15 protein-coding genes are annotated in these 18,904 nt (G+C 60.9%); 5 read left to right on the top strand and 10 right to left on the bottom strand.

The annotated features are described in order from the left end of the window. Positions 1-60 precede the first annotated feature (60 nt). Together KUV72_RS18510 and nagZ are read right to left on the bottom strand one after the other, a co-directional pair. On the bottom strand, positions 61-639 hold the full coding sequence (locus KUV72_RS18510; protein WP_206938164.1) for a hypoxanthine-guanine phosphoribosyltransferase: 579 nt from the start codon (positions 637-639) through the stop codon (positions 61-63). Positions 640-661: 22 nt separating this feature from the next. Next, positions 662-1,675: a beta-N-acetylhexosaminidase gene (gene nagZ / locus KUV72_RS18505; protein WP_206938162.1), complete on the bottom strand. Its 1,014-nt coding sequence runs from the start codon at positions 1,673-1,675 to the stop codon at positions 662-664. Between the two features lie 181 nt (positions 1,676-1,856). Here nagZ and KUV72_RS18500 point away from each other — a divergent pair, with 181 nt between their 5' ends. From KUV72_RS18500 to KUV72_RS18485, 4 genes are all read left to right on the top strand, one after another. Continuing rightward, positions 1,857-2,696 carry a prepilin peptidase gene (locus KUV72_RS18500; protein WP_222239357.1) on the top strand — a complete coding sequence of 280 codons (840 nt, stop codon included), beginning with the start codon at positions 1,857-1,859 and terminating at the stop codon, positions 2,694-2,696. Between the two features lie 48 nt (positions 2,697-2,744). Next, the gene (coaE, locus tag KUV72_RS18495; RefSeq protein WP_222239356.1) at positions 2,745-3,347 is read left to right on the top strand and encodes a dephospho-CoA kinase; all 603 of its coding nucleotides are present in this window, start codon (positions 2,745-2,747) and stop codon (positions 3,345-3,347) included. Positions 3,348-3,527: 180 nt separating this feature from the next. Further along, a complete protein-coding gene (gene yacG, locus KUV72_RS18490; protein WP_222239355.1) occupies positions 3,528-3,764 on the top strand; it encodes a DNA gyrase inhibitor YacG in 237 nt (78 codons plus the stop codon). 4 nt (positions 3,765-3,768) lie between these two features. Further along, a complete protein-coding gene (locus tag KUV72_RS18485) occupies positions 3,769-4,653 on the top strand; it encodes a DNA replication terminus site-binding protein (RefSeq protein WP_222239354.1) in 885 nt (294 codons plus the stop codon). A 278-nt stretch (positions 4,654-4,931) separates the two neighbouring features. Here the strand turns inward: KUV72_RS18485 and KUV72_RS18480 are convergent, their stop codons facing one another. After that, positions 4,932-5,228, bottom strand: a complete 297-nt coding sequence (locus KUV72_RS18480) for a hypothetical protein (RefSeq protein WP_206938145.1) — start codon at positions 5,226-5,228, stop codon at positions 4,932-4,934. A 359-nt stretch (positions 5,229-5,587) separates the two neighbouring features. Between KUV72_RS18480 and KUV72_RS18475 the strand changes: the two genes are divergently transcribed. Then, positions 5,588-6,394, top strand: coding sequence for a helix-turn-helix transcriptional regulator (locus KUV72_RS18475; RefSeq protein ID WP_206938142.1), 807 nt, complete (start codon positions 5,588-5,590; stop codon positions 6,392-6,394). A gap of 832 nt (positions 6,395-7,226) precedes the next feature. On the opposite strand, the gene KUV72_RS18470 is transcribed toward KUV72_RS18475, so the two are convergent. The 7 genes from KUV72_RS18470 to gyrA form a co-directional block, all read right to left on the bottom strand. Continuing rightward, positions 7,227-7,604 (bottom strand): histone-like nucleoid-structuring protein, MvaT/MvaU family, encoded by a 378-nt coding sequence (locus KUV72_RS18470; RefSeq protein ID WP_222239353.1) that lies wholly within the window; start codon positions 7,602-7,604, stop codon positions 7,227-7,229. Positions 7,605-8,888: 1,284 nt separating this feature from the next. Further along, positions 8,889-10,565, bottom strand: a complete 1,677-nt coding sequence (gene rpsA, locus KUV72_RS18465; RefSeq protein ID WP_206938138.1) for a 30S ribosomal protein S1 — start codon at positions 10,563-10,565, stop codon at positions 8,889-8,891. Between the two features lie 185 nt (positions 10,566-10,750). Next, positions 10,751-11,443 carry a (d)CMP kinase gene (cmk, locus tag KUV72_RS18460; protein WP_206938136.1) on the bottom strand — a complete coding sequence of 231 codons (693 nt, stop codon included), beginning with the start codon at positions 11,441-11,443 and terminating at the stop codon, positions 10,751-10,753. Continuing rightward, positions 11,440-13,737 carry a bifunctional prephenate dehydrogenase/3-phosphoshikimate 1-carboxyvinyltransferase gene (locus tag KUV72_RS18455; RefSeq protein ID WP_206938134.1) on the bottom strand — a complete coding sequence of 766 codons (2,298 nt, stop codon included), beginning with the start codon at positions 13,735-13,737 and terminating at the stop codon, positions 11,440-11,442. The genes cmk and KUV72_RS18455 overlap by 4 nt, the downstream gene beginning before the upstream one ends. A 2-nt stretch (positions 13,738-13,739) precedes the next feature. Continuing rightward, positions 13,740-14,834, bottom strand: a complete 1,095-nt coding sequence (pheA, locus tag KUV72_RS18450) for a prephenate dehydratase (RefSeq protein WP_222239352.1) — start codon at positions 14,832-14,834, stop codon at positions 13,740-13,742. 106 nt (positions 14,835-14,940) lie between these two features. Then, the gene (gene serC, locus KUV72_RS18445; protein WP_222239419.1) at positions 14,941-16,044 is read right to left on the bottom strand and encodes a 3-phosphoserine/phosphohydroxythreonine transaminase; all 1,104 of its coding nucleotides are present in this window, start codon (positions 16,042-16,044) and stop codon (positions 14,941-14,943) included. Positions 16,045-16,145: 101 nt separating this feature from the next. Beyond that, a complete protein-coding gene (gyrA, locus tag KUV72_RS18440; RefSeq protein ID WP_222239351.1) occupies positions 16,146-18,902 on the bottom strand; it encodes a DNA gyrase subunit A in 2,757 nt (918 codons plus the stop codon). Positions 18,903-18,904: the final 2 nt, after the last annotated feature.

Genomic DNA, 18,904 nt, shown 5'->3' with positions numbered 1-18,904 from the left:
AATGGGACGCCTTTTGTCTGGCCAGGCGGGCGGGCCTGGCCTGGATATCTGCAGGCGGGACTACATGCCCTTGGGAGCAAAAATCCCCGGCGCGTTGCGCCAGTAACCCTTGAAGTCCATGCCGAAGCCGAACACGTAGCGGTCGGCCACTTCGAGACTGCAGTAATCTGCCTTGAGGCCCGGCACCGCCTTGCGATCGTGGCTTTTGTCCACCAGCACGGCCGTAGACACGCTCTTGGCCCCTGCCTCACGGCAATAGTCCAGGATGGCCGCCAGGGTCGCGCCCTCGTCGAGAATGTCATCGACAATCACCACATCACGGCCGGCCATGGGGATCTCTGGCGACACTCGCCAGAACAGCTCTCCGCCGCGGGTCTTGCCGCGATAACGCGTGGCGTGCAGGTAGTCCACCTCCAACGGGAACCCGAGCCGGGGCAACAGATGTCCCGTGGTGATCAAGCCACCGTTCATCACGCAGTAAAACACCGGCAGCTTGTCACCCAGGTCCCGGGTGATCTCTTCCGCCATGCGGTCCAACGCACGCTCTACCTCATCATGACTGATCAGGCAGTCGGCGGTGTCCATTACCTCACGCATGTCATCACGTGAGGCGCTATGGGCAGGATCAAGTTTCGGCATATCAGTCAGCTCGTTTCATTCATCAATCAGAAGTCATCGCCGCCAGGCGCGCGTGGACACGGCGCCAGCGCGACAAGGCAGACAGGGCATCAAGGTCGGGGCGGGCTCGGGCATAGCGAAGACGCGAGGCCCTGCGCGGCGCCTGATCGACACAGGCATCAAGCACCGCCGTGGCAGCTGGACGGTCATTGCATACCAGCACCATGTCGCAACCGGCCTCCAGAGCAGCCTTGGCGCGCTCAGCGGGGCCACCGGCGACCTGCGCCCCTGCCATGGTCAAGTCATCGGAGAAGATGGTGCCCTTGAAGCCCAGGGTCTCCCTCAGCATCCCCAGCCAGGAGGGCGAAAAGCCCGCCGGACGAGGGTCGAACGCCGGATAGACCACGTGAGCCGGCATCATGCCATCCAGCTTGCCGGCCAGACGCTCGAAGGGCACCAGGTCGTGCTGACGCAGCTGATCGAGACTCCGCTCGTCCCGGGCGACCTCGTGATGGGTATCCGCCTTGACCCCACCGTGCCCGGGAAAATGCTTGCCGACGGCCGCCATGCCCGCCTCGTGCAGCCCTTCGATAAAGGCACCACCGAGCCGCGCCACCACCTCGGGATCTGCATCGAAGCTGCGGTCACCAATCACCGACGAGAGGCCTACATCGACATCCAGCACCGGAGCAAAGCTGAGATCCAGCCCACAGGCCGCCATCTCCATGCCAAGCAACCAGCCGGCATCCTGGCACAGGCGCAAGGTCACCTCAGGCGCGCTGCGGTATTCCTGACCCAGCCGGGACATGGGCGGCAAGCGCGTCACCCCTTCCTTGAGCCGCTGCACGCGGCCACCCTCTTGGTCGATCCCCAGCAGAAGGCCGGGACGCAGCTCTCGGATCGACCGGCACAGCGCCCTGACTTGATCGGCATCATGGGTGTTGCGGCCAAACAGGATGACTCCGCCAAGGGCGGGATGCAGAAGCAGTTCGCGCTCTTCGGCCGACAGCTCGAGGCCATCGAGATCCAGCATCACAGGTCCGAATGTCTGGGTCATGTCGCTTACCTGGTCGGAAAAAAGGGAACGATTCTAGACCAATGGGCTACGTCGTGACACCCCGACAGCGCAATGCCAGGCACGACCACAGACAACCCATGGCAGCGACGATAGAATAGCACCCGCGGACCTCAGGGTCCGTTCTCTCGATTTGCCTGCTGCTGGAGCCGCACTGCTGCCTATGGATGTCATCACCACCATCATCGTCATCACCCTGGGACTTTGTCTGGGCAGCTTCCTGAACGTCGTCATCGTCCGCCTGCCCGTCATGCTGATGCAGCAGTGGCGCACCGAGGCACGTGCCGCTCTGGAGCTTGAGGATGACATCGAGGCTCCGATCTCACTGGCCCGCCCCGGCTCATGCTGTCCCCGCTGCGGCCACCCCATCGCATGGCACGACAATCTGCCCCTGTTGGGCTGGATCAAGCGCCGCGGTCGATGCGCTGAATGCAAGGGACGTATCAGCGTCCAGTATCCGCTGGTCGAACTGGCCAGCGCCATTCTGGCGCTGACCTGCCTTAAGCTGTTCGGACTGCAATGGAGCGCGCTATGGATCTTCGCGGCTTGCCTGACCCTGCTGGCACTGGCGGTCATAGATCTGCGCACCCAGTTACTGCCGGACGCACTGACCCTTCCGCTGCTATGGGCAGGTTTGCTCTACCAGCTACTTTTCAGCCCCGCGCATCTGGCAGACGCTGTGATCGCGGTGGTGGCAGGCTATGGCGTGCTGTGGGCCGTGGGTGCGATCTTCCACGCCATCACCCAGCGTGAAGGCATGGGGCGTGGCGACATCAAACTGCTCGCCGCTCTCGGTGCCTGGCTAGGCTGGCAACTGTTGCCTCTGGTCGTTCTTGTCGCCGCGGTAGTGGGCGTCATTTCGGGCTTGCTGGTACAGTGGCAAAGACCGCATCTCAAAGGACAGGCGCTGCCCTTTGGGCCTTCCCTGGTCATCGCTGGCGGCCTGGCCTTGCTGGCGGGCGACGAGATGCTATTGGCTTACAAGGCCATGCTTGGCGCATGATGCGATCCATGAGGGTCGTGATAAAGGCAACAATGGAGTAATGGCGGCATGATCATTGGATTGACGGGCGGTATCGCCTCAGGAAAATCGACTGTCGCAAGACTGTTCGGCGAGCTTGGTGTCAGGTGGGTCGACGCCGATGACATTGCGCGTGAAGTGGTGGCTCCCGGTGAACCGGCATTGAAGGCCATCGTCGATCGTTACGGTGACACCATCCTCAACCGTGAAGGTCGTCTCGACCGCAGCGCGCTGCGTGACATCGTCTTCGCCAACGAAAAGGAACGTCGCTGGCTCGAAACCACCACGCACCCGCGGATCAGAGAACGGCTGACCACACGACTGGCCCTGCTGCAACAGCAGGACAGCCCCTACGTAGTGCTGGTCTCCCCGCTGCTGTTTGAATCCGGTCAAGCCGATATGGTCAAGCGCAAGCTTGTGGTCGATGTGGCCGAGGACGTCCAGATGGAACGCGCCATTGCCCGTGACAAGATCGATGCCGACCAGGCCAAGGCCATCCTGGGTTCACAAATGCCGCGGGACAAACGCCTCTCTCTCGCCGATGACGTCCTCGTCAATGACGGCGATCTCAACGCACTAGCCGACGCGGTCAAAGCGCTGGATGAACGCTATCGTGCCATGGCGTGTAGCTGATACAACTGATGCTGAGCGAATAGCACAGGTGAATAGCATTGGTGAATAGCATTGGTGAATAGCACTGGCGAATAGCCATTCGCAGGTCCAGACTCGCGCCCCGGCCGCGTTTCAAAACACCGAGTGAGCACCGCTGAAAGCGGTGCCAATCCCCTATCACCTGACACAAGGAGATCCAACATGTCCCACACGGCATCCCAGGGGCCACTCAAGGTCGCTTGCCCCCAGTGCCGCAAAGAGGTGCTTTGGACCAGCGACAACGAGTTTCGGCCTTTTTGCAGCAAACGCTGCCGGCTGCTCGATCTGGGCGCCTGGGCCGATGGCAGCCATCGTATCGCGGGAGAGCCCGCGATGGACGAAACCAGTATTGACGAATGGGTTGCGCGAGCAGAACGCGACCTGCACCAGCAGGACTGAGCCAATGCCACGCGATGGGCACGACACGTCAGCCTCAGCGCCGTCCTATCAATGGCTCGCGGCACTCGATCAGGCCTTTGATCGCCTGGTAGACAGGGCGCATCACGTCTCCGATGCCTGGGCGGCGTCCGGGCTCGGCGGATGGGCGTTTGGCAGAGATAAGGTGGATCCTGAGTGGCTTCGCGAGTCCTTGCTCGACCTATGGTATGTCGACGGCCAGGATGGCCGAGTCACCCACAGCCACATTGGGCTGGTCTGCTGCGACGACGCCACCTACACCGCCGCACAACAGCTGAATGAGGCCAAGAGTGACTTGTCCCACCAACTGGCAGAGATTCGTCAGCACTCGCCGCAGCTGGTGGCCGAGATCAAGGCTCGGCTGCCCCAGCGACATCCCGACCTCAACCAGCATCTAGGCGGTGCGGGCCTTGCCCGCCTTCACCTGAAACAGGCATGGCGCCACGCCCCCATAGCCGAGGCATCCGTGGATCGCGTGCGATTGGCATGGTACAGCAGCGGCAGGTCGATCAAGCGCATCAGTGTGGCCGAGGCGGAGCAGAAACTTCTGGCACTCGACAGCGAAGCGGCTCATGTCCGCATACAACTGAAGCGTTTAGCGGGCATTCCCTCAAGCGAGATGCTGGCGCAGGTGCAACGCCAGGCGCCGCTGATGCGCGCCAATCTCTTCTATCACGAGCCGTTGGCCGACGGCCGCATGCGGCGAGCCATGAATGTCGCCCTACCGCTTTTCCTGCCGCAGCAACACCTTCCACGACACAACCTGCCTCCGCTTTCCCCGCCACTGGAGCGTCAGCGCGCCCGGCGCAGTGATGAACGCCTAGAAGACACACCTTTTCTGCCGAGTCTGAGAGCGTACCGCTACCGCTGATCTCACCAGCACTCCGTATCGACCTCAAGCCGACAGCTACGCGACATACCCCACGCCAGCAAAGGAAAATACTCACCTTGGCGGCGTCAGCGCGTCTTATGCGTGCGATATCACTGACATTCTTTTGCGGAATATCCAGCAAGGGGTCGTCGCCCAGGACGACTGCAGAAACAGCACAGTCAGGCCATCATGTCACAAAGTGTAATTTCGTGCGTCACTACCGCAACGCACCAGGTGAACGATGGCCCGACTAAGGCTATCACCGGCAGGCAGCGCTATCAGGCTACACGCCCCATGGAGTGCAGCAACGTAACGAGTTCGGAGACCGTTTCCGGACTCTGGGCGTATTCCTGAATCAACGCATGCAAGCGACGCTCGAAGTCTTCTTCACGCTGCCGACGCTCCTCTTCCTCGACGCTGTCAATGGTGCGCACAGGCGGCCCGGTGGGAATCTCGGCGGCCTTGCTCGGATTGTCCAGGCTGCGTAGCGCTTCCGCGAAGGCATCGTCCAGCTCACGAAAGCGGCGCAGTTTTTCGCGTTCGTCCATAGGCTTGGGGGAACTCTGAGATTTCATTTGTTACCAGTCGTTAACATCAACAGGGATAAGCCGAATCGAGCATGCTGGCAAACCAGCGTATCAAAAAAAGGCCAATGGGTCGCCATTTCTTCCGCTATAACAGCATCTTAACTGCTCAAAAGGCACACGAACTTTGTGCACAAACAATCAAAACGGCACATTGCACTTGCCAGCCAAAGTGGCTAGACTGCATAACTACGTAACAAGATGTATCTTAACGCAACAAACTTTCATCATTATATTTCGGGACAGACGGATGTCCCAGTAACGACGACCACGGGACAGACGCTCGGATTCGCTCTCCGAGGACCCAACAAGGGGTCAGGTCCATCTCGATGGCTCAGGGAGGCAAGACCATGTTCAACGAGATGATGCGCGCCGAAATCTGGCTCCAGGAAACCTTGGATAGCCAGCTCAGTATCGAAGACCTCGCCACACGGATGGGATACTCCTCATCTCAAGTGCGCAGACGCTTCCGCCAATCATTTGGCATCTCACCTAGCGCCTATCGCGACATGCTGCGACTGGAAAAAGCCGCCAGGCTTCTGATCCACACACCACACGGCGTTCATGATATCGCCAGGCGCTGCGGATATCGCAACCACTCGGCGTTTACTCGTGCCTTCCAGCGTCGCTATCGCGTCGCCCCCCGCGAATATCGTCAAAATCAACGCCTGGAGCTCTACCGCCAGCGCCACAACCTGCCGCACTTCTCGGTCAAGATGGCAGACCTGCCTCTGCGCCGCGCCGCGGTCACCCGTCTGTATCAGCCGCCGGAAATCATCGAGAACCTGGATAACTGGCAACGCAATGCAGAAGGTGCCTACGACCTGCCGGCACGCCTCACCAACGCTGCGCCAATCGCCATTCTCCATGATCATCCGCTGGCCAGTGAATCCCCGCGTATCGACCTTGGGGTCCATGTCGACGAGGAGCATGCCCACCGCCTGGCACTGCCGTTGCCCTTCCGACTCGTCATGTTGCCGGCGCAGCGTCATGCCTGCATCACCCTTGAGGACAGTTCACACCTCACCAGTGCAATGCTATTCATGGCCTGCAGAGGACTGTCTGAACACGGGGTCTACCTCAGCGGTGAGGCACCGCAACTGGTTAAAGGCAAGTATGGGCTGGAACTGAGATTGCCGCTACTCGAGGAAGACTGACCTTCCGCGAACCAATGTTCATGCCTTCCCTTGAAGTGGCCACCTCGGTGGCCACTTTTTTCTGCGGTCATCATACCAGAATTTCACGCTGTCGCTGCCACCGTCAGCCATCACAGAGGCCGACATGCTGCCTTCTCGCCGGCCCCTTCACACGAGGCTCTAGCTGCAGCGGACAGCAGACAACAAGACCGCTTGGGGCAACGTGTACCACTCTACAACCCGAGCCACTGCCCCAACAATAGCCTTGGCGCTAGCCAGGACGACTGCCCAGATAACGACCTTCAGGACATCCAAGGCGACTGTCCCCTCTGTATCAGTTGCACCCCTGACCTTTCCCCCAGGCAACGGACAGCAGGCATCGTGCTACGGCGATCAGGCTGACCTGCTACACGGCCACGCCTATATTCTGTCAGCGCAATGTCACGCCATGACATATAGCGATACATCCAAGAACACAATGGACACAGCCTTGGCGGCCCTGCCTGGACGCCACAGGGGCCACATCTCGGGGGGAACCACCCTCTATACCACCCTCGTCATCAGACTCTACAAGAACCCTGCGGGATGTGAGAGCCCCCCCCCGGGTGCCGGCGACAGCATCAACAAAGGGACGCTGGTGGGCTACGCACCCTGACGGTGGCGAGGCGATATCGAGTAAACGCCAAAAGGATGTAATGACCCCCTGGTTTCTGCACACCCTACAGGCGCTAAAACGACATCGCCCGAGCAGGATGACGGTGACATTTCACCGTTCCCTACCCGGGCGAGCGATCATGACGGGAGCCACGCTACATCAACTGCTGTATCACCGCTCCGTCACAAAGCGCTGGCGTTAGCCTTCAACACGAACCAGCCAGGATTCGACGGTATCGTTGCCGTGCTCTTCCTTCCAGGCTTTCAGTGTCTTGTGGTTACCACCACGAGTTTCCACCACTTCGCCGGTATTCGGGTTCTTGTAGATCTTCAACTTGCGCTTGCGGCGACCACCAGCGGCGGGTGCAGCAGCCTTGCCAGCGGCAGCGGGCTTCGGCTGAAGGATAGCAATAACGTCGGAGGCACTCTTATCGAACTCTTTCATCAGTTCTTCGAGCTTTCCCTTGAACTCGAGCTCTGACTTGAGACGATCGTCATTCTGCAGTTGATCGAGTCGCTGCTGGAGCTGCTGCAGCTGCTGCTCCATCTGCATGTAGTCATTCAACAATGAAGACATTGGCGTAAACCTGTAGTAGTTGCTTTCGGATGCCGCGGTATTATCACTCTTGCATCTCTGTGTGACAACCATCTTTAACAACGCACACTAGATTGAGACACCACAATGATAGATACACTGCGTCAATGTAGGGACAAGATCGGACAATAATTAACCTAACCCCCATCGCTTACCTTGTCTAGCCCCGCCTGCTGTCCCACTATCTGGGAAGCAGGATGGAATACTTGGCTTGAGCGAACATATGACAACGTGAACAAAAAAAGGAGATGGCCAGTAAAGATTTTACTAATATAATTGAGGCATATTTGGCAACGGTGCATGGAACAATATGTCGCCATATCGATACAGGCGCGATATTCAACCTCTTTGCCTCACAAAGTAAACAGTATTAACTGTTGCCCTGACGTTATCGCCCTCGCTACACGACATCAGCAACGCCATACCGCAGTGGGCCTACTATGGGCTCCCTCCATATCCATGCATGCTCAGACACACGGCTCTCCCACCCTCCTTGACGCTACCCACGGCACTGGAGCATCCCGGTGACAAAGGCTCTCTACGGCTCTGGATGATCTATTGCCAGGCAGTCTCTACCGCCCAGAACGATCTATTGCCAGGCGCTCGCTATTTTCGGGTACGCTCGGCATCTAGATGCCACGAAGAGCGCGCCTCCTTGTTACGGCGAACAAGATCTGGAGAAGCATTCTCCAGCAAGGCGTGGCCGGTATCACAGAGATGGCTCTCTCATTCTCCCTGACAACCTCTTTCAGCATATTGTTGTGTGACCGCTATGCCCTGCCCTCTCGGTTTGCATGGGGGTTTGCATGGGGTTTGCATGGGGGTTTGCATGGGGTTTGCATGGGGGTTCCGCGGAGGACACCCATTCAAAGGAGATAGCGCTTTTTATAAAGCGCTCTCTTTCCCTGAAGGGTCTTTTTTCATGACGGTCTTCTCGCCATGAAGGTTGTCTTGCTATGAGGGGCGTCTTTGCAGGAAGGGCGTCTTGCCCGGCCGAGGCGCCGCCAGTCTGACATATCTTTACAACTAACAAGATCGGCTTGACGCCTTGGAACCCACTACCAGTATCACTCCGTCTATTCGCTTCGCCGCGTCGGGGTTGCTAAGCACCCGCCCAATGTCTCCGTCGGTGCACTTGGTATTGTGCCGTCACCTTATATGCGAGGCCCCAAGCGAACGGTGCATATAAAAATGATGAGACAAAAAAAGCGCCTCCGAAGGAGGCGCCTTGAACCTTGTCGTGCTCGACGTGAGTCGAGGGACGACTTAGTCCTGACCCATCTGCTGCTTGATGAGGTCGCCGATGGTGGTCGGGCCACCGGTCTCGACTTCCTGCTCGCGCAGCTTGGTCATGTTGCGACGCGTGTCGTCCTGATCCTTGGCCTTGACGGACAGGGCGATCTGGCGGTTCTTGCGATCGACGCCGACGATGCGGGCCTCGACGCTATCGCCTTCGTTCAACACGTTGCGTGCGTCTTCGACGCGGTCAGCGCTGATTTCAGAGGCTTTCAGCACGGCGATGACGTCGGTAGCCAGCTCGACGTGAGCTTCCTTGGCATCAACTTCAACAACGCGACCAGTGACCACAGTGCCCTTGTCGTTCACAGACAGGAACTCGGCAACCGGATCGGTATCGAGCTGCTTGATACCCAGGGAGATGCGCTCACGCTCCGGATCGATAGACAGGATAACGGCTTCCGCTTCGTCGCCCTTCTTGAAGGAGCGCACGGCTTCTTCGCCAGTCTCGGTCCAGGAGATGTCGGACAGGTGAACCAGGCCGTCGATGCCACCGTCCAGACCGATGAAGATACCGAAGTCGGTGATGGACTTGATGGTACCCGCAACGCGGTCGCCCTTGTTGAACTGAGCGTTGAAGGTTTCCCACGGGTTGGCAGTGCACTGCTTGATACCCAGGGAAATACGACGACGCTCTTCGTCGATGTCCAGCACCATGACGTCGACATCGTCACCGACCTGAACCACTTTGGACGGATGGATGTTCTTGTTGGTCCAGTCCATTTCAGAGACGTGAACCAGACCTTCGACACCCTCTTCCAGCTCGGCGAAGCAGCCGTAGTCGGTGAGGTTGGTGACGCGAGCGTGCACCTTGGTGCCTTCCGGGTAACGATCCTTGATGTTGACCCAGGGATCTTCGCCCAGCTGCTTGAGACCCAGAGAAACGCGGTTGCGCTCACGGTCAAACTTGAGCACCTTGACGCTGATCTCGTCGCCAACAGCCACGATTTCGCTCGGATGCTTGATACGCTTCCACGCCATGTCGGTGATGTGGAGCAGGCCGTCAACGCCGCCCAGATCAACGAAGGCACCGTAGTCGGTCAGGTTCTTGACGATACCGATGATCTGCTGACCTTCCTGCAGGGTCGCCAGCAGAGCTTCACGCTCGGCACTGTTCTCGGCTTCGAGCACGGCGCGGCGAGAAACGACAACGTTGTTGCGCTTCGGATCGAGCTTGATGACCTTGAAGTCCAGCTCTTTGTTTTCCAGGTGCGTGGTGTCGCGCACCGGACGAACGTCGACCAGGGAGCCCGGCAGGAAGGCACGGATGGAGTCGACGTCGACAGTGAAGCCGCCCTTGACCTTGCCGTTGATCACGCCCTTGACGATCTCTTCCTTCTCGAAGGCAGCTTCCAGCACCTTCCACGCTTCGGCTCGCTTGGCCTTCTCGCGGGACAGGCGGGTTTCACCGAAGCCGTCTTCCACGGCTTCGAGGGCCACGTGGACCTCGTCACCAACGGCAATGGTCAGCTCGCCGCTGTCGTCGCGGAATTGCGCGGCAGGGATCTGACCTTCGGACTTCAGGCCGGCATTGACGGTGACCCAGTCACCTTCGATGTCGACGACAGTCGCCGCGACGATCGCGCCCGGCTCCATGTTGATGTCCTGGAGAGACTGTTCAAACAGTTCAGCAAAGCTTTCGCTCATGATGTTCCTACGTGATCAACGTTGAGTGCGGCAGGGCCGCTTCTCCGCACCACCAGCAAGTGCGGGCCATATTCAAAAACCCCCGGGGATGTTGACACTGGTTAGACCTGAACGAGTTTTCCGTTTCATGCACTCGAGCACGTCGTGACATCTTGCCGGGGACGCCGCAAGGGAGTTCAGAAGTCTCAGCACAGACCCTTTCGGGACAAGAGCTGGGTCAGCCGATCCACCACTTCCGGTATGCTCAGGCTTGTCGTGTCCAGCTCGATGGCATCATCGGCCGGCACCAGCGGGGCGACACTGCGATTCGTATCGCGGTCGTCTCGCGCCTGAATCTCCTTCAAAAGACTCGATAGACTAGCATCGACGCCTGCCTCCCGCAACTGGAGATGGCGCCGTCGCGCCCTCTCCTCTGCGCTTGCGGTGAGGAAAATCTTCAGTGGCGCAGCGGTGAACACCACGGTGCCCATGTCGCGACCGTCGGCCACTAGCCCAGGGGCCTTGCGGAAGTCCCGCTGACGCTTGAGCAGCGCCTGGCGCACCGCGGGCAGAGCGGCCACCAGAGAGGCACTGTTACCGACCTGCTCGGTGCGAATTTCCCGGGTCACATCCACGCCTTCCAGCTCGACGATGACCTCACCATCCGTCGCCCGAAACACCACATCGAGCTGACGCGCCAGCCGCTCCAGCTGACCCTCGTCATCCAGCGCAATACCCCGCTGAAGAGCTGACAGGGCCGTCAGGCGATACAGACAGCCGCTGTCCAGCAGATGCCAGCCCAGCCGCTCGGCGATCAGGCGGCTGATCGTACCCTTGCCCGCCCCACCAGGACCATCAATGGTCAATACCGGGACGTCAGCGTGTTCGATCTGGCTCATGCCCCCTCCTCACGCGCCTCTTCACGCAGCTCATCGAGCTGAAGGCCGACACCGCGGGCAAGCTCCACGAAGCCGGGGAATGACGTCGCCACGTTGGCGCAGTCGTTGACCTCGATCGGCGCACTGGCCCGCAGCGCCGCGATGGTGAACGCCATGGCGATGCGGTGATCTTCATGACTCTCCACAGTGCCGCCAGCGTAATTGGCGCCGTCGCCGCCCTTGCCGACGATGTCGATGCCATCATCGTAGAGGGTATTCTCGATACCCAGCGCGCTCATGCCGTCGGCCATGGACTGCAGGCGGTCAGACTCCTTGACGCGCAGCTCCTCAGCCCCACGCAGGCGCGTGACGCCCTGGGCATTGGCGGCCGCGATGAACAGCGCAGGAAACTCGTCGATGGCCAGCGGCACCTGGTCCACCGGAATATCGATGCCGGTGAGAGGCCGATAGCGGATATGCAGATCAGCGACCGGTTCGCCGCCCACCTCACGCTGATTGTCGAGGCGCAGGTCCGCCCCCATGGCCAGCAGGATGTTGATCACGCCAATCCGGGTCGGGTTGATACCGACATGTTCCAGCACCAGGTCAGAGCCCGGCGTGATGGCTGCCGCTACCAGAAAGAAGGTAGCCGAAGAGATGTCGGACGGCACGTCGATGGGGCCCGCGGTCAGGTGACCGCCCCCCTGCAGCCAGCAGGTATCACCGTCTCGCTGCACGTCGTAGCCAAAGCCGTTGAGCATGCGCTCGGTATGATCCCGGGTCGGCGCAGGCTCACGCACACGGGTTTCGCCTTCGGCAAACATCCCCGCCAAGAGCAGGCACGACTTGACCTGGGCGCTGGCCATGGGCATGTCGTAATGGATTCCCTTGAGCGCCTGACCACCCTTGATCTTGAGCGGCGGACGACCGCCCTCGGCGGTATCGATGACGGCCCCCATCTGACGCAGAGGGTCTGCCACACGCCCCATCGGACGACGTGTCAGCGAGGTATCGCCGGTCAACTCGGTATCAAATGCCTGGCCGGCCAAGAGGCCCGCAAACAGGCGCATGGCGGTGCCGGCATTGCCCACATAGAGAGGGCCCGCCGGCTTCTTCAGGCCGTGCATGCCGACGCCATGAATGGTGACTCGCCCATGATGGGGCCCTTCGATGGCCACGCCCATCTCGCGGAACGCCTGCAAGGTGGCAAGGCTGTCCTCGCCCTCGAGGAAACCGGACACCTCGGTCACCCCTTCGGACAGGGCACCCAGCATGATGGAACGATGTGACACCGACTTGTCACCAGGCACGCGAATGCGACCGGTAACGCTACCACCGGGGGCTACCCGATAGCGCAGCATGGCTGTTTCTTGCATCTGATATTCCGCCTGATAACTGGTCTGGTTGAGCAAGGTATCAAAATAGTGGCGCGCGTGGCTGGCCCTATCGAAGGTCCCCAGCAGATGATCCCCATCACCGCGTTCCACCGCCTCACGTAACTGTGCGAGTCCGGCCTCGAAGTCATCCAGCGCCTCAAGCACGGCGCCGCGATTGGCCTGAAAGACGTCACGCCACATCACAGGGTCGCTGCCGGCGATCCGGGTAAAATCGCGAAAGCCACCGGCGGCATAGCGAAAGATCTCGAGGCGCTCGTCCTGGCGTGCCAGCGTGTCGACCAGGGAGAACGCCAGCAGATGGGGCAGATGGCTGGTGCGAGCAAGCACCTGGTCGTGACGCGCGATGTCCATCTCCAGCACCTCGGCCCCCGTCAGCTGCCACAGGCTGCGAACCCGCATCAGCGCCTCGTGGTCGGTATCGGCCATGGGCGTCAGGATCACCTTGTGGGCCTGGTACAGATCCGGGTTGGCCGCCGCCACGCCGCTCTTCTCCGAACCCGCAATCGGGTGTCCCAGGACGAAGCGCGGCGGCAACTCGCCAAATGCCGCCACCGCGGCCTCGGCGATGGCGCCCTTGGTGCTGCCTACGTCAGTGATCACCAGGTCGTCCGCGGCCCGATGTCGCAGCGCCTGCAGCTCCGCCATGACCTTGCCCATGGCCATCACCGGCACCGCCAGGATCACCAGGGTCGCCCCGTCGATCACCGACTCGAGAGATGGGCCTCCCGCATCAATCAAGCCCATCTTGACGCCAAGCGCGACCTCCCGCTCGTCGCAATCACACGCCAACAGGGTACTGCCGTCAGCCTGACCGACGCCTGCCTGGCGCAGGGCGGCGGCCAGGGAGCCGCCAATCAATCCAAGACCTACGATGACGATACGCGATGAAGATGGCAAAGGTGAACCACTACTCCCCATGCCTACAGAACCCCCTGGGGGTAGGACCCCAGCACCTTCACCTCGGACACGCGCAGGCGCACTTCCTCCAGTAGCGCCGACACCCTCGGCTCTTCCACATGTCCGCTGAAATCGATGAAGAACACATAGTTCCAGGCGCCAGTGCGGGAGGGGCGCGTCTCCAGACGAGTCAGATCGATCTGGTGGCGATGGAAAGGTTCCAGCAGGTCGTGCAATGCCCCGGGCTGGTTGCGGGTCGCCACCACCAGCGATGTCTTGTCGACACCGGACATCGGCACATCCTGATTGCCGATGATCAAGAAGCGCGTGGAGTTATCCGGGCGATCCTCGATCTTCTCGGCGACGTGCGTCAGGCCGTAAAGCTTGGCGGCCATGTCTCCCGCAATGGCCGCACTATGCCACTCGCTCTTGACCAGGCGAGCGGCCTCGGCATTCGATGACACCGGCACGCGCTCGGCGTGAGGATAGTGGGCATCGAGCCACTTGCGACACTGGGCGAAGGACTGCGGATGGGAGTAGATCCGAGAGACCTTGTCCTTCAGCGTGGTGTCCGCGACCAGCAGATGATGATGGATGCGCAGCACCACCTCACCACTAATACGCAGACCAGAGTCGATGAACGAGTCCAGCGTGTGGTTGATCACCCCTTCGGTAGAGTTTTCCACCGGCACCACGCCATAGTTGACCGCGCCCGCTTCCACCTCGCGGAAGACTTCATCAATCGCCGCCATCGGCAGACTCACGGCGCTGTCGCCAAAGTGCTTGAGCGCCGCCTGCTGGGTAAAGGTCCCCTCGGGACCCAGGTAGGCCACCTTGATCGGCTGCTCCAGTGCCAGGCACGCGGACATGATCTCGCGAAACAGTCTGGCCATTTCCTCGCTGTCCAGCGGCCCCTGGTTCAGCTCCATGACCCGGCGCAGAACCTGGGCTTCACGCTCAGGACGATAGAACACCGCCTGTGGGTCACTGGCGGTCTTGGTCTCGGCTACCTGGCGCGCGCACTCGGCACGCTCGCTGATCAGGCGCAGAATCTCAGTATCGATATGGTCGATGCGCTGACGCAGCGACGCGAGTCCCGATTCTTTCGAATCACTCATCATGTGTCTCCTTGTCACGCCCTGCCGCAGGTACGGGCATGTGGCATAGGACGGCTGATCCAACCTAGCGCGGGCCGCGACACATGTCGTATCGCTGCCCTGCTGCCTAGCCGCGCCGCGTCTCGAAATCGCTCATGAAGGCCACCAGCGCATCCACTGCGGCTTCCGGCACGGCGTTGTACAGACTCGCACGCATGCCACCCACACTGCGGTGCCCTTTCAGGTTGAGCAGGCCCGCCGCCTCCGCTTCGCGCAGGAAATCGCCCTCCAGGGCGCTGTCCGCCAGCACGAAGGGCACATTCATCTGAGACCGGTTGCGCTTGGCGATGGGATTGGAATAGAAGTCACTGGCATCGATGGCGGCGTAAAGCTTGCCGGCCTTGCGTGCATTGATCTCAGCCATGGCGTCTACCCCACCGATGTCCCGCTTGAGCCAGTCAAACACCAGCCCCGCCAGATACCAGCTGTAGGTGGCCGGGGTGTTGATCATCGAACCGGCCTCAGCCAGGGCACGATAGCTGAACAGGCTTGGCATGCTGTCCACCGCCCGGTCCAGCAGATCATCACGCACGATCACCAGCACCAGGCCAGCGGGCCCAATGTTCTTCTGGGCGCCTGCGTAGATGACGCCGTAGCGCGACACATCCAAAGGCCCCGACAGGATCGTGGACGACAGGTCGGCCACCAGCGGCACCTCGACCCCATCTGCGCGACGGGCGCTGGGCAGATAGTCCAGCGCCAGGCCACCGATGGTCTCGTTGGGCGTCACATGCAGGTAAGCGGCATCATCTGACAGCGCAATATCACTATCGCGAGGCGCCTCCACATGCCCATTCGACGCGCTGGAGGCGGCGATGTGGGCGCGACCGAACAGGTGTTGCGCCTCCTTGATGGCCTTCTTGCCCCAGATACCGGTCTCGAGGAAGTTGGCCTGACCGCCGTGGCCCAGCAGGTTGTAAGGTACCGCGGCAAACTGCTGGGTCGCTCCGCCCTGAGTAAACAGCACGCGGTAGTTGTCGGGGACGGCCAGCAGCTCGCGCAGGTCCGCCTCGGCCTGCTCAGCGATGGCAACGTACTCGCTGGAACGGTGACTCATCTCCATCACCGAGAGGCCGCGCCCCTGATAGTCCAGCATCTCGCGCTGAGCGCGCTCAAGTACCGCGGTAGGCAGGGCGGCTGGGCCCGCACAGAAATTATAGTGGCGTGTCATGGTGTCCTGGCGATCGATCGTCATGGGGAGGCGCCCGCAGGCGCCGACCTGTCACAGGGCGGGGGGGCGGCACCCGCTATGGGCGCCGCGCCATCCCGGGATCAGTCGTTATTGTTATCGGCAGCGCTGCCGTCAGAGGGGCCGTCCTCTCCAGAACCTTCCTCTGAAGTGCTTCCCTCAGCAGCGCCCTCTTCTGCAGTGCTCTCGGGGGTCGCAGACTCGTCATCGAGGTCTTCGGCGTCCTCGCCCTCGAGCTCTTGAATACGCACGGTCTTGACCAGGGATTCGGCATCGCCGAGACGAATCAGCGTCACCCCTTGCGTGTTACGTGAGCTGATCGAGACTTCCTCGACCCGAGTACGCACCAGCGTGCCGCGGTCGGTGATCAGCATCATCTCGTCGGAGGACAGCACCTGCATGGCGGCTACCATGGCGCCGTTACGTGCGCTGGTCTGCATGGCGATAACGCCCTGACCACCGCGACCGCGCAGGGGGAACTCCTCGAGACGGGTGCGCTTGCCGTAACCGTTTTCACTGGCGGTCAGGATATAGATCTGACCATCATCACCCACGCTCTCGACGTCGCTGGCCTCACCGTGCTCTCCGCCTTCGGCGTCCGCATCGATTTCCAGGCTCTGGGGAATGATCAGGCTGATCACTTCCGCATCATCGAGCAGGCGCATGCCGCGCACCCCTCGTGCGGTACGTCCCATGGCACGCACCTGGGACTCCTCGAAGCGGATCGCCTTGCCGTTGGACGACAGCAGCATGGCATGGTCACTGCCCGAGGTAATGGCGGCGCCGACCAGACGATCGCCCTCCTCGAGGTCGATGGCAATCAAACCGACGCTGCGCGGGCGCGAGAACTGCTCCAGGCTGGTGCGCTTGACCGTACCGCGAGCCGTGGCGAAGAAGATGTAGCAGTTCGGATCGTAATCCTTCACCGGCATGATGGCGTTGATCGCCTCGCCCTCGTCCAGCGGCAGCAGATTGACCAACGGCTTGCCACGGGAGCCTCGGCTGGCGGCCGGCATTTCGTAGACCTTGAGCCAGTACACCTTGCCGCGGTTGGAGAACAGCAGCACCGTGTCATGGGTCGACGCCACCAGCAGGTGCTCGATGACGTCTTCGTCCTTCATGGCCGTGGCCGACTTGCCGCGCCCGCCGCGACGCTGGGCCTGGTAGTCGGACAACGGCTGGGTCTTGGCGTAGCCCGAACGAGACACGGTCACCACCATGTCTTCCTCGGCAATCAGGTCCTCGATCGACAGATCAAGGTGGCTGGCCTGGATGTCGGTGCGACGCTCATCGCCGAACTGGTCACGCACGGCGATCAGTTCTTCGCGAATCACCTCCAGCAGACGGTCCGCGGAGGCCAGAATGGCCATCAGCTCGGCAATCTTCTCGAGGATCGACAGGTACTCGTCCAGCAGCTTTTCCGTCTCGAGTCCGGTCAGGCGATGCAGACGCAGCTCGAGAATCGCCTGGGCCTGAGCCGGCGACAGGCGGTACTCGGTACCCACCGTGTTGAGACCAAAGCCTTCTTCCAGATCCTCGGGCTTGCACGACGTGGCGCCGGCGCGCTCGAGCATGCCGGTCACCTGGCCGGGCTGCCAGGATTTCGACAGCAGCTTTTCCTTGGCTTCGGCCGCATTGGGCGAGGCCTTGATCAGCTCGATCACTTCATCGATGTTGGAGATGGCGACCGCCAGGCCTTCGAGGATGTGGCCGCGCTCGCGGGCCTTCTTCAGCTCGAACAGGGTCCGGCGGGTGACCACTTCACGCCGATGACGAATGAAGGCTTCCAGAACCTTCTTGAGGTTCATGGTCTTCGGCTCGCCGTCTTCCAACGCCACCATGTTGATGCCGAAAACGTTCTGCAGCTGAGTCTGGGCGAACAGGTTGTTCACCACTACCTCGCCGCTCTCGCCACGCTTGACCTCGATCACCACGCGCAAGCCGTCCTTGTCGGACTCGTCACGCAGCTCGGCGATACCGTCGATCTTCTTGTCCTTGACCAGCTCGGCGATCTTTTCGATCAGACGCGCCTTGTTCACCTGGTAAGGCAGTTCGGTGACGATGATGTGGTCACGACCACTCTTGTCGTCATGCTCGATGGTGTGCTTGGCACGGATATAGATGCGCCCGCGGCCGGTACGATAGGCCTCGAGAATACCGGCGCGGCCATTGATGATGCCGCCGGTAGGGAAATCGGGCCCCGGCACATGCTCCATCAGATCATCGACGCTCAGGGTGTAGTCGTCGACCAGCGCCAGACAGGCGTTGATGATCTCGTTCATGTTGTGGGGCGGGATGTTGGTCGCCATGCCCACCGCGATACCGGACGAACCGTTGACCAGCAGGTTGGGCACCTTGGTCGGCAGCACGTCGGGAATACGCTCGGTGCCGTCGTAGTTGTCGACCCAGTCGACGGTATCCTTCTCGAGGTCAGCCAGCAGCTCATGGGCCAGCTTGGCCATGCGAACCTCGGTGTAACGCATCGCGGCGGCATTGTCGCCATCGATGGAACCGAAGTTGCCCTGGCCATCGACGAGCACATGGCGCATGGAAAAGTCCTGCGCCATGCGCACGATGGTGTCGTACACCGCACTGTCGCCGTGGGGGTGGTATTTACCGATGACGTCACCCACCACACGGGCAGACTTCTTGTACGGCTTGTTCCAGTCGTTACCCAGCTCGTGCATCGCAAACAGCACACGCCGATGAACCGGCTTCAGGCCATCGCGCACGTCCGGCAGCGCTCGGCCGATGATCACGCTCATCGCGTAATCGAGGTACGACTGCTTCAGCTCGTCCTCGATATTGACTGGCAGAATCTCTCTGGCGATGTCACCCATGG

The organism is Halomonas sp. DP4Y7-1 (assembly GCF_019800705.1).
Classification (GTDB): domain Bacteria; phylum Pseudomonadota; class Gammaproteobacteria; order Pseudomonadales; family Halomonadaceae; genus Halomonas; species Halomonas litopenaei_A.
This window is presented reverse-complemented; position numbering and strand designations above follow the sequence as displayed.

What these genes read in the sequence shown, in the direction of transcription:
- KUV72_RS18510 (WP_206938164.1), bottom strand. Translation starts at nt 639, where the DNA reads ATGCCGAAACTTGATCCTGCCCATAGCGCCTCACGTGATGACATGCGT.
- nagZ (WP_206938162.1), bottom strand. Translation starts at nt 1,675, where the DNA reads ATGACCCAGACATTCGGACCTGTGATGCTGGATCTCGATGGCCTCGAG.
- KUV72_RS18500 (WP_222239357.1), top strand. Translation starts at nt 1,857, where the DNA reads ATGGATGTCATCACCACCATCATCGTCATCACCCTGGGACTTTGTCTG.
- coaE (WP_222239356.1), top strand. Translation starts at nt 2,745, where the DNA reads ATGATCATTGGATTGACGGGCGGTATCGCCTCAGGAAAATCGACTGTC.
- yacG (WP_222239355.1), top strand. Translation starts at nt 3,528, where the DNA reads ATGTCCCACACGGCATCCCAGGGGCCACTCAAGGTCGCTTGCCCCCAG.
- KUV72_RS18485 (WP_222239354.1), top strand. Translation starts at nt 3,769, where the DNA reads ATGCCACGCGATGGGCACGACACGTCAGCCTCAGCGCCGTCCTATCAA.
- KUV72_RS18480 (WP_206938145.1), bottom strand. Translation starts at nt 5,228, where the DNA reads ATGAAATCTCAGAGTTCCCCCAAGCCTATGGACGAACGCGAAAAACTG.
- KUV72_RS18475 (WP_206938142.1), top strand. Translation starts at nt 5,588, where the DNA reads ATGTTCAACGAGATGATGCGCGCCGAAATCTGGCTCCAGGAAACCTTG.
- KUV72_RS18470 (WP_222239353.1), bottom strand. Translation starts at nt 7,604, where the DNA reads ATGTCTTCATTGTTGAATGACTACATGCAGATGGAGCAGCAGCTGCAG.
- rpsA (WP_206938138.1), bottom strand. Translation starts at nt 10,565, where the DNA reads ATGAGCGAAAGCTTTGCTGAACTGTTTGAACAGTCTCTCCAGGACATC.
- cmk (WP_206938136.1), bottom strand. Translation starts at nt 11,443, where the DNA reads ATGAGCCAGATCGAACACGCTGACGTCCCGGTATTGACCATTGATGGT.
- KUV72_RS18455 (WP_206938134.1), bottom strand. Translation starts at nt 13,737, where the DNA reads ATGGGGAGTAGTGGTTCACCTTTGCCATCTTCATCGCGTATCGTCATC.
- pheA (WP_222239352.1), bottom strand. Translation starts at nt 14,834, where the DNA reads ATGAGTGATTCGAAAGAATCGGGACTCGCGTCGCTGCGTCAGCGCATC.
- serC (WP_222239419.1), bottom strand. Translation starts at nt 16,044, where the DNA reads ATGACACGCCACTATAATTTCTGTGCGGGCCCAGCCGCCCTGCCTACC.
- gyrA (WP_222239351.1), bottom strand. Translation starts at nt 18,902, where the DNA reads ATGGGTGACATCGCCAGAGAGATTCTGCCAGTCAATATCGAGGACGAG.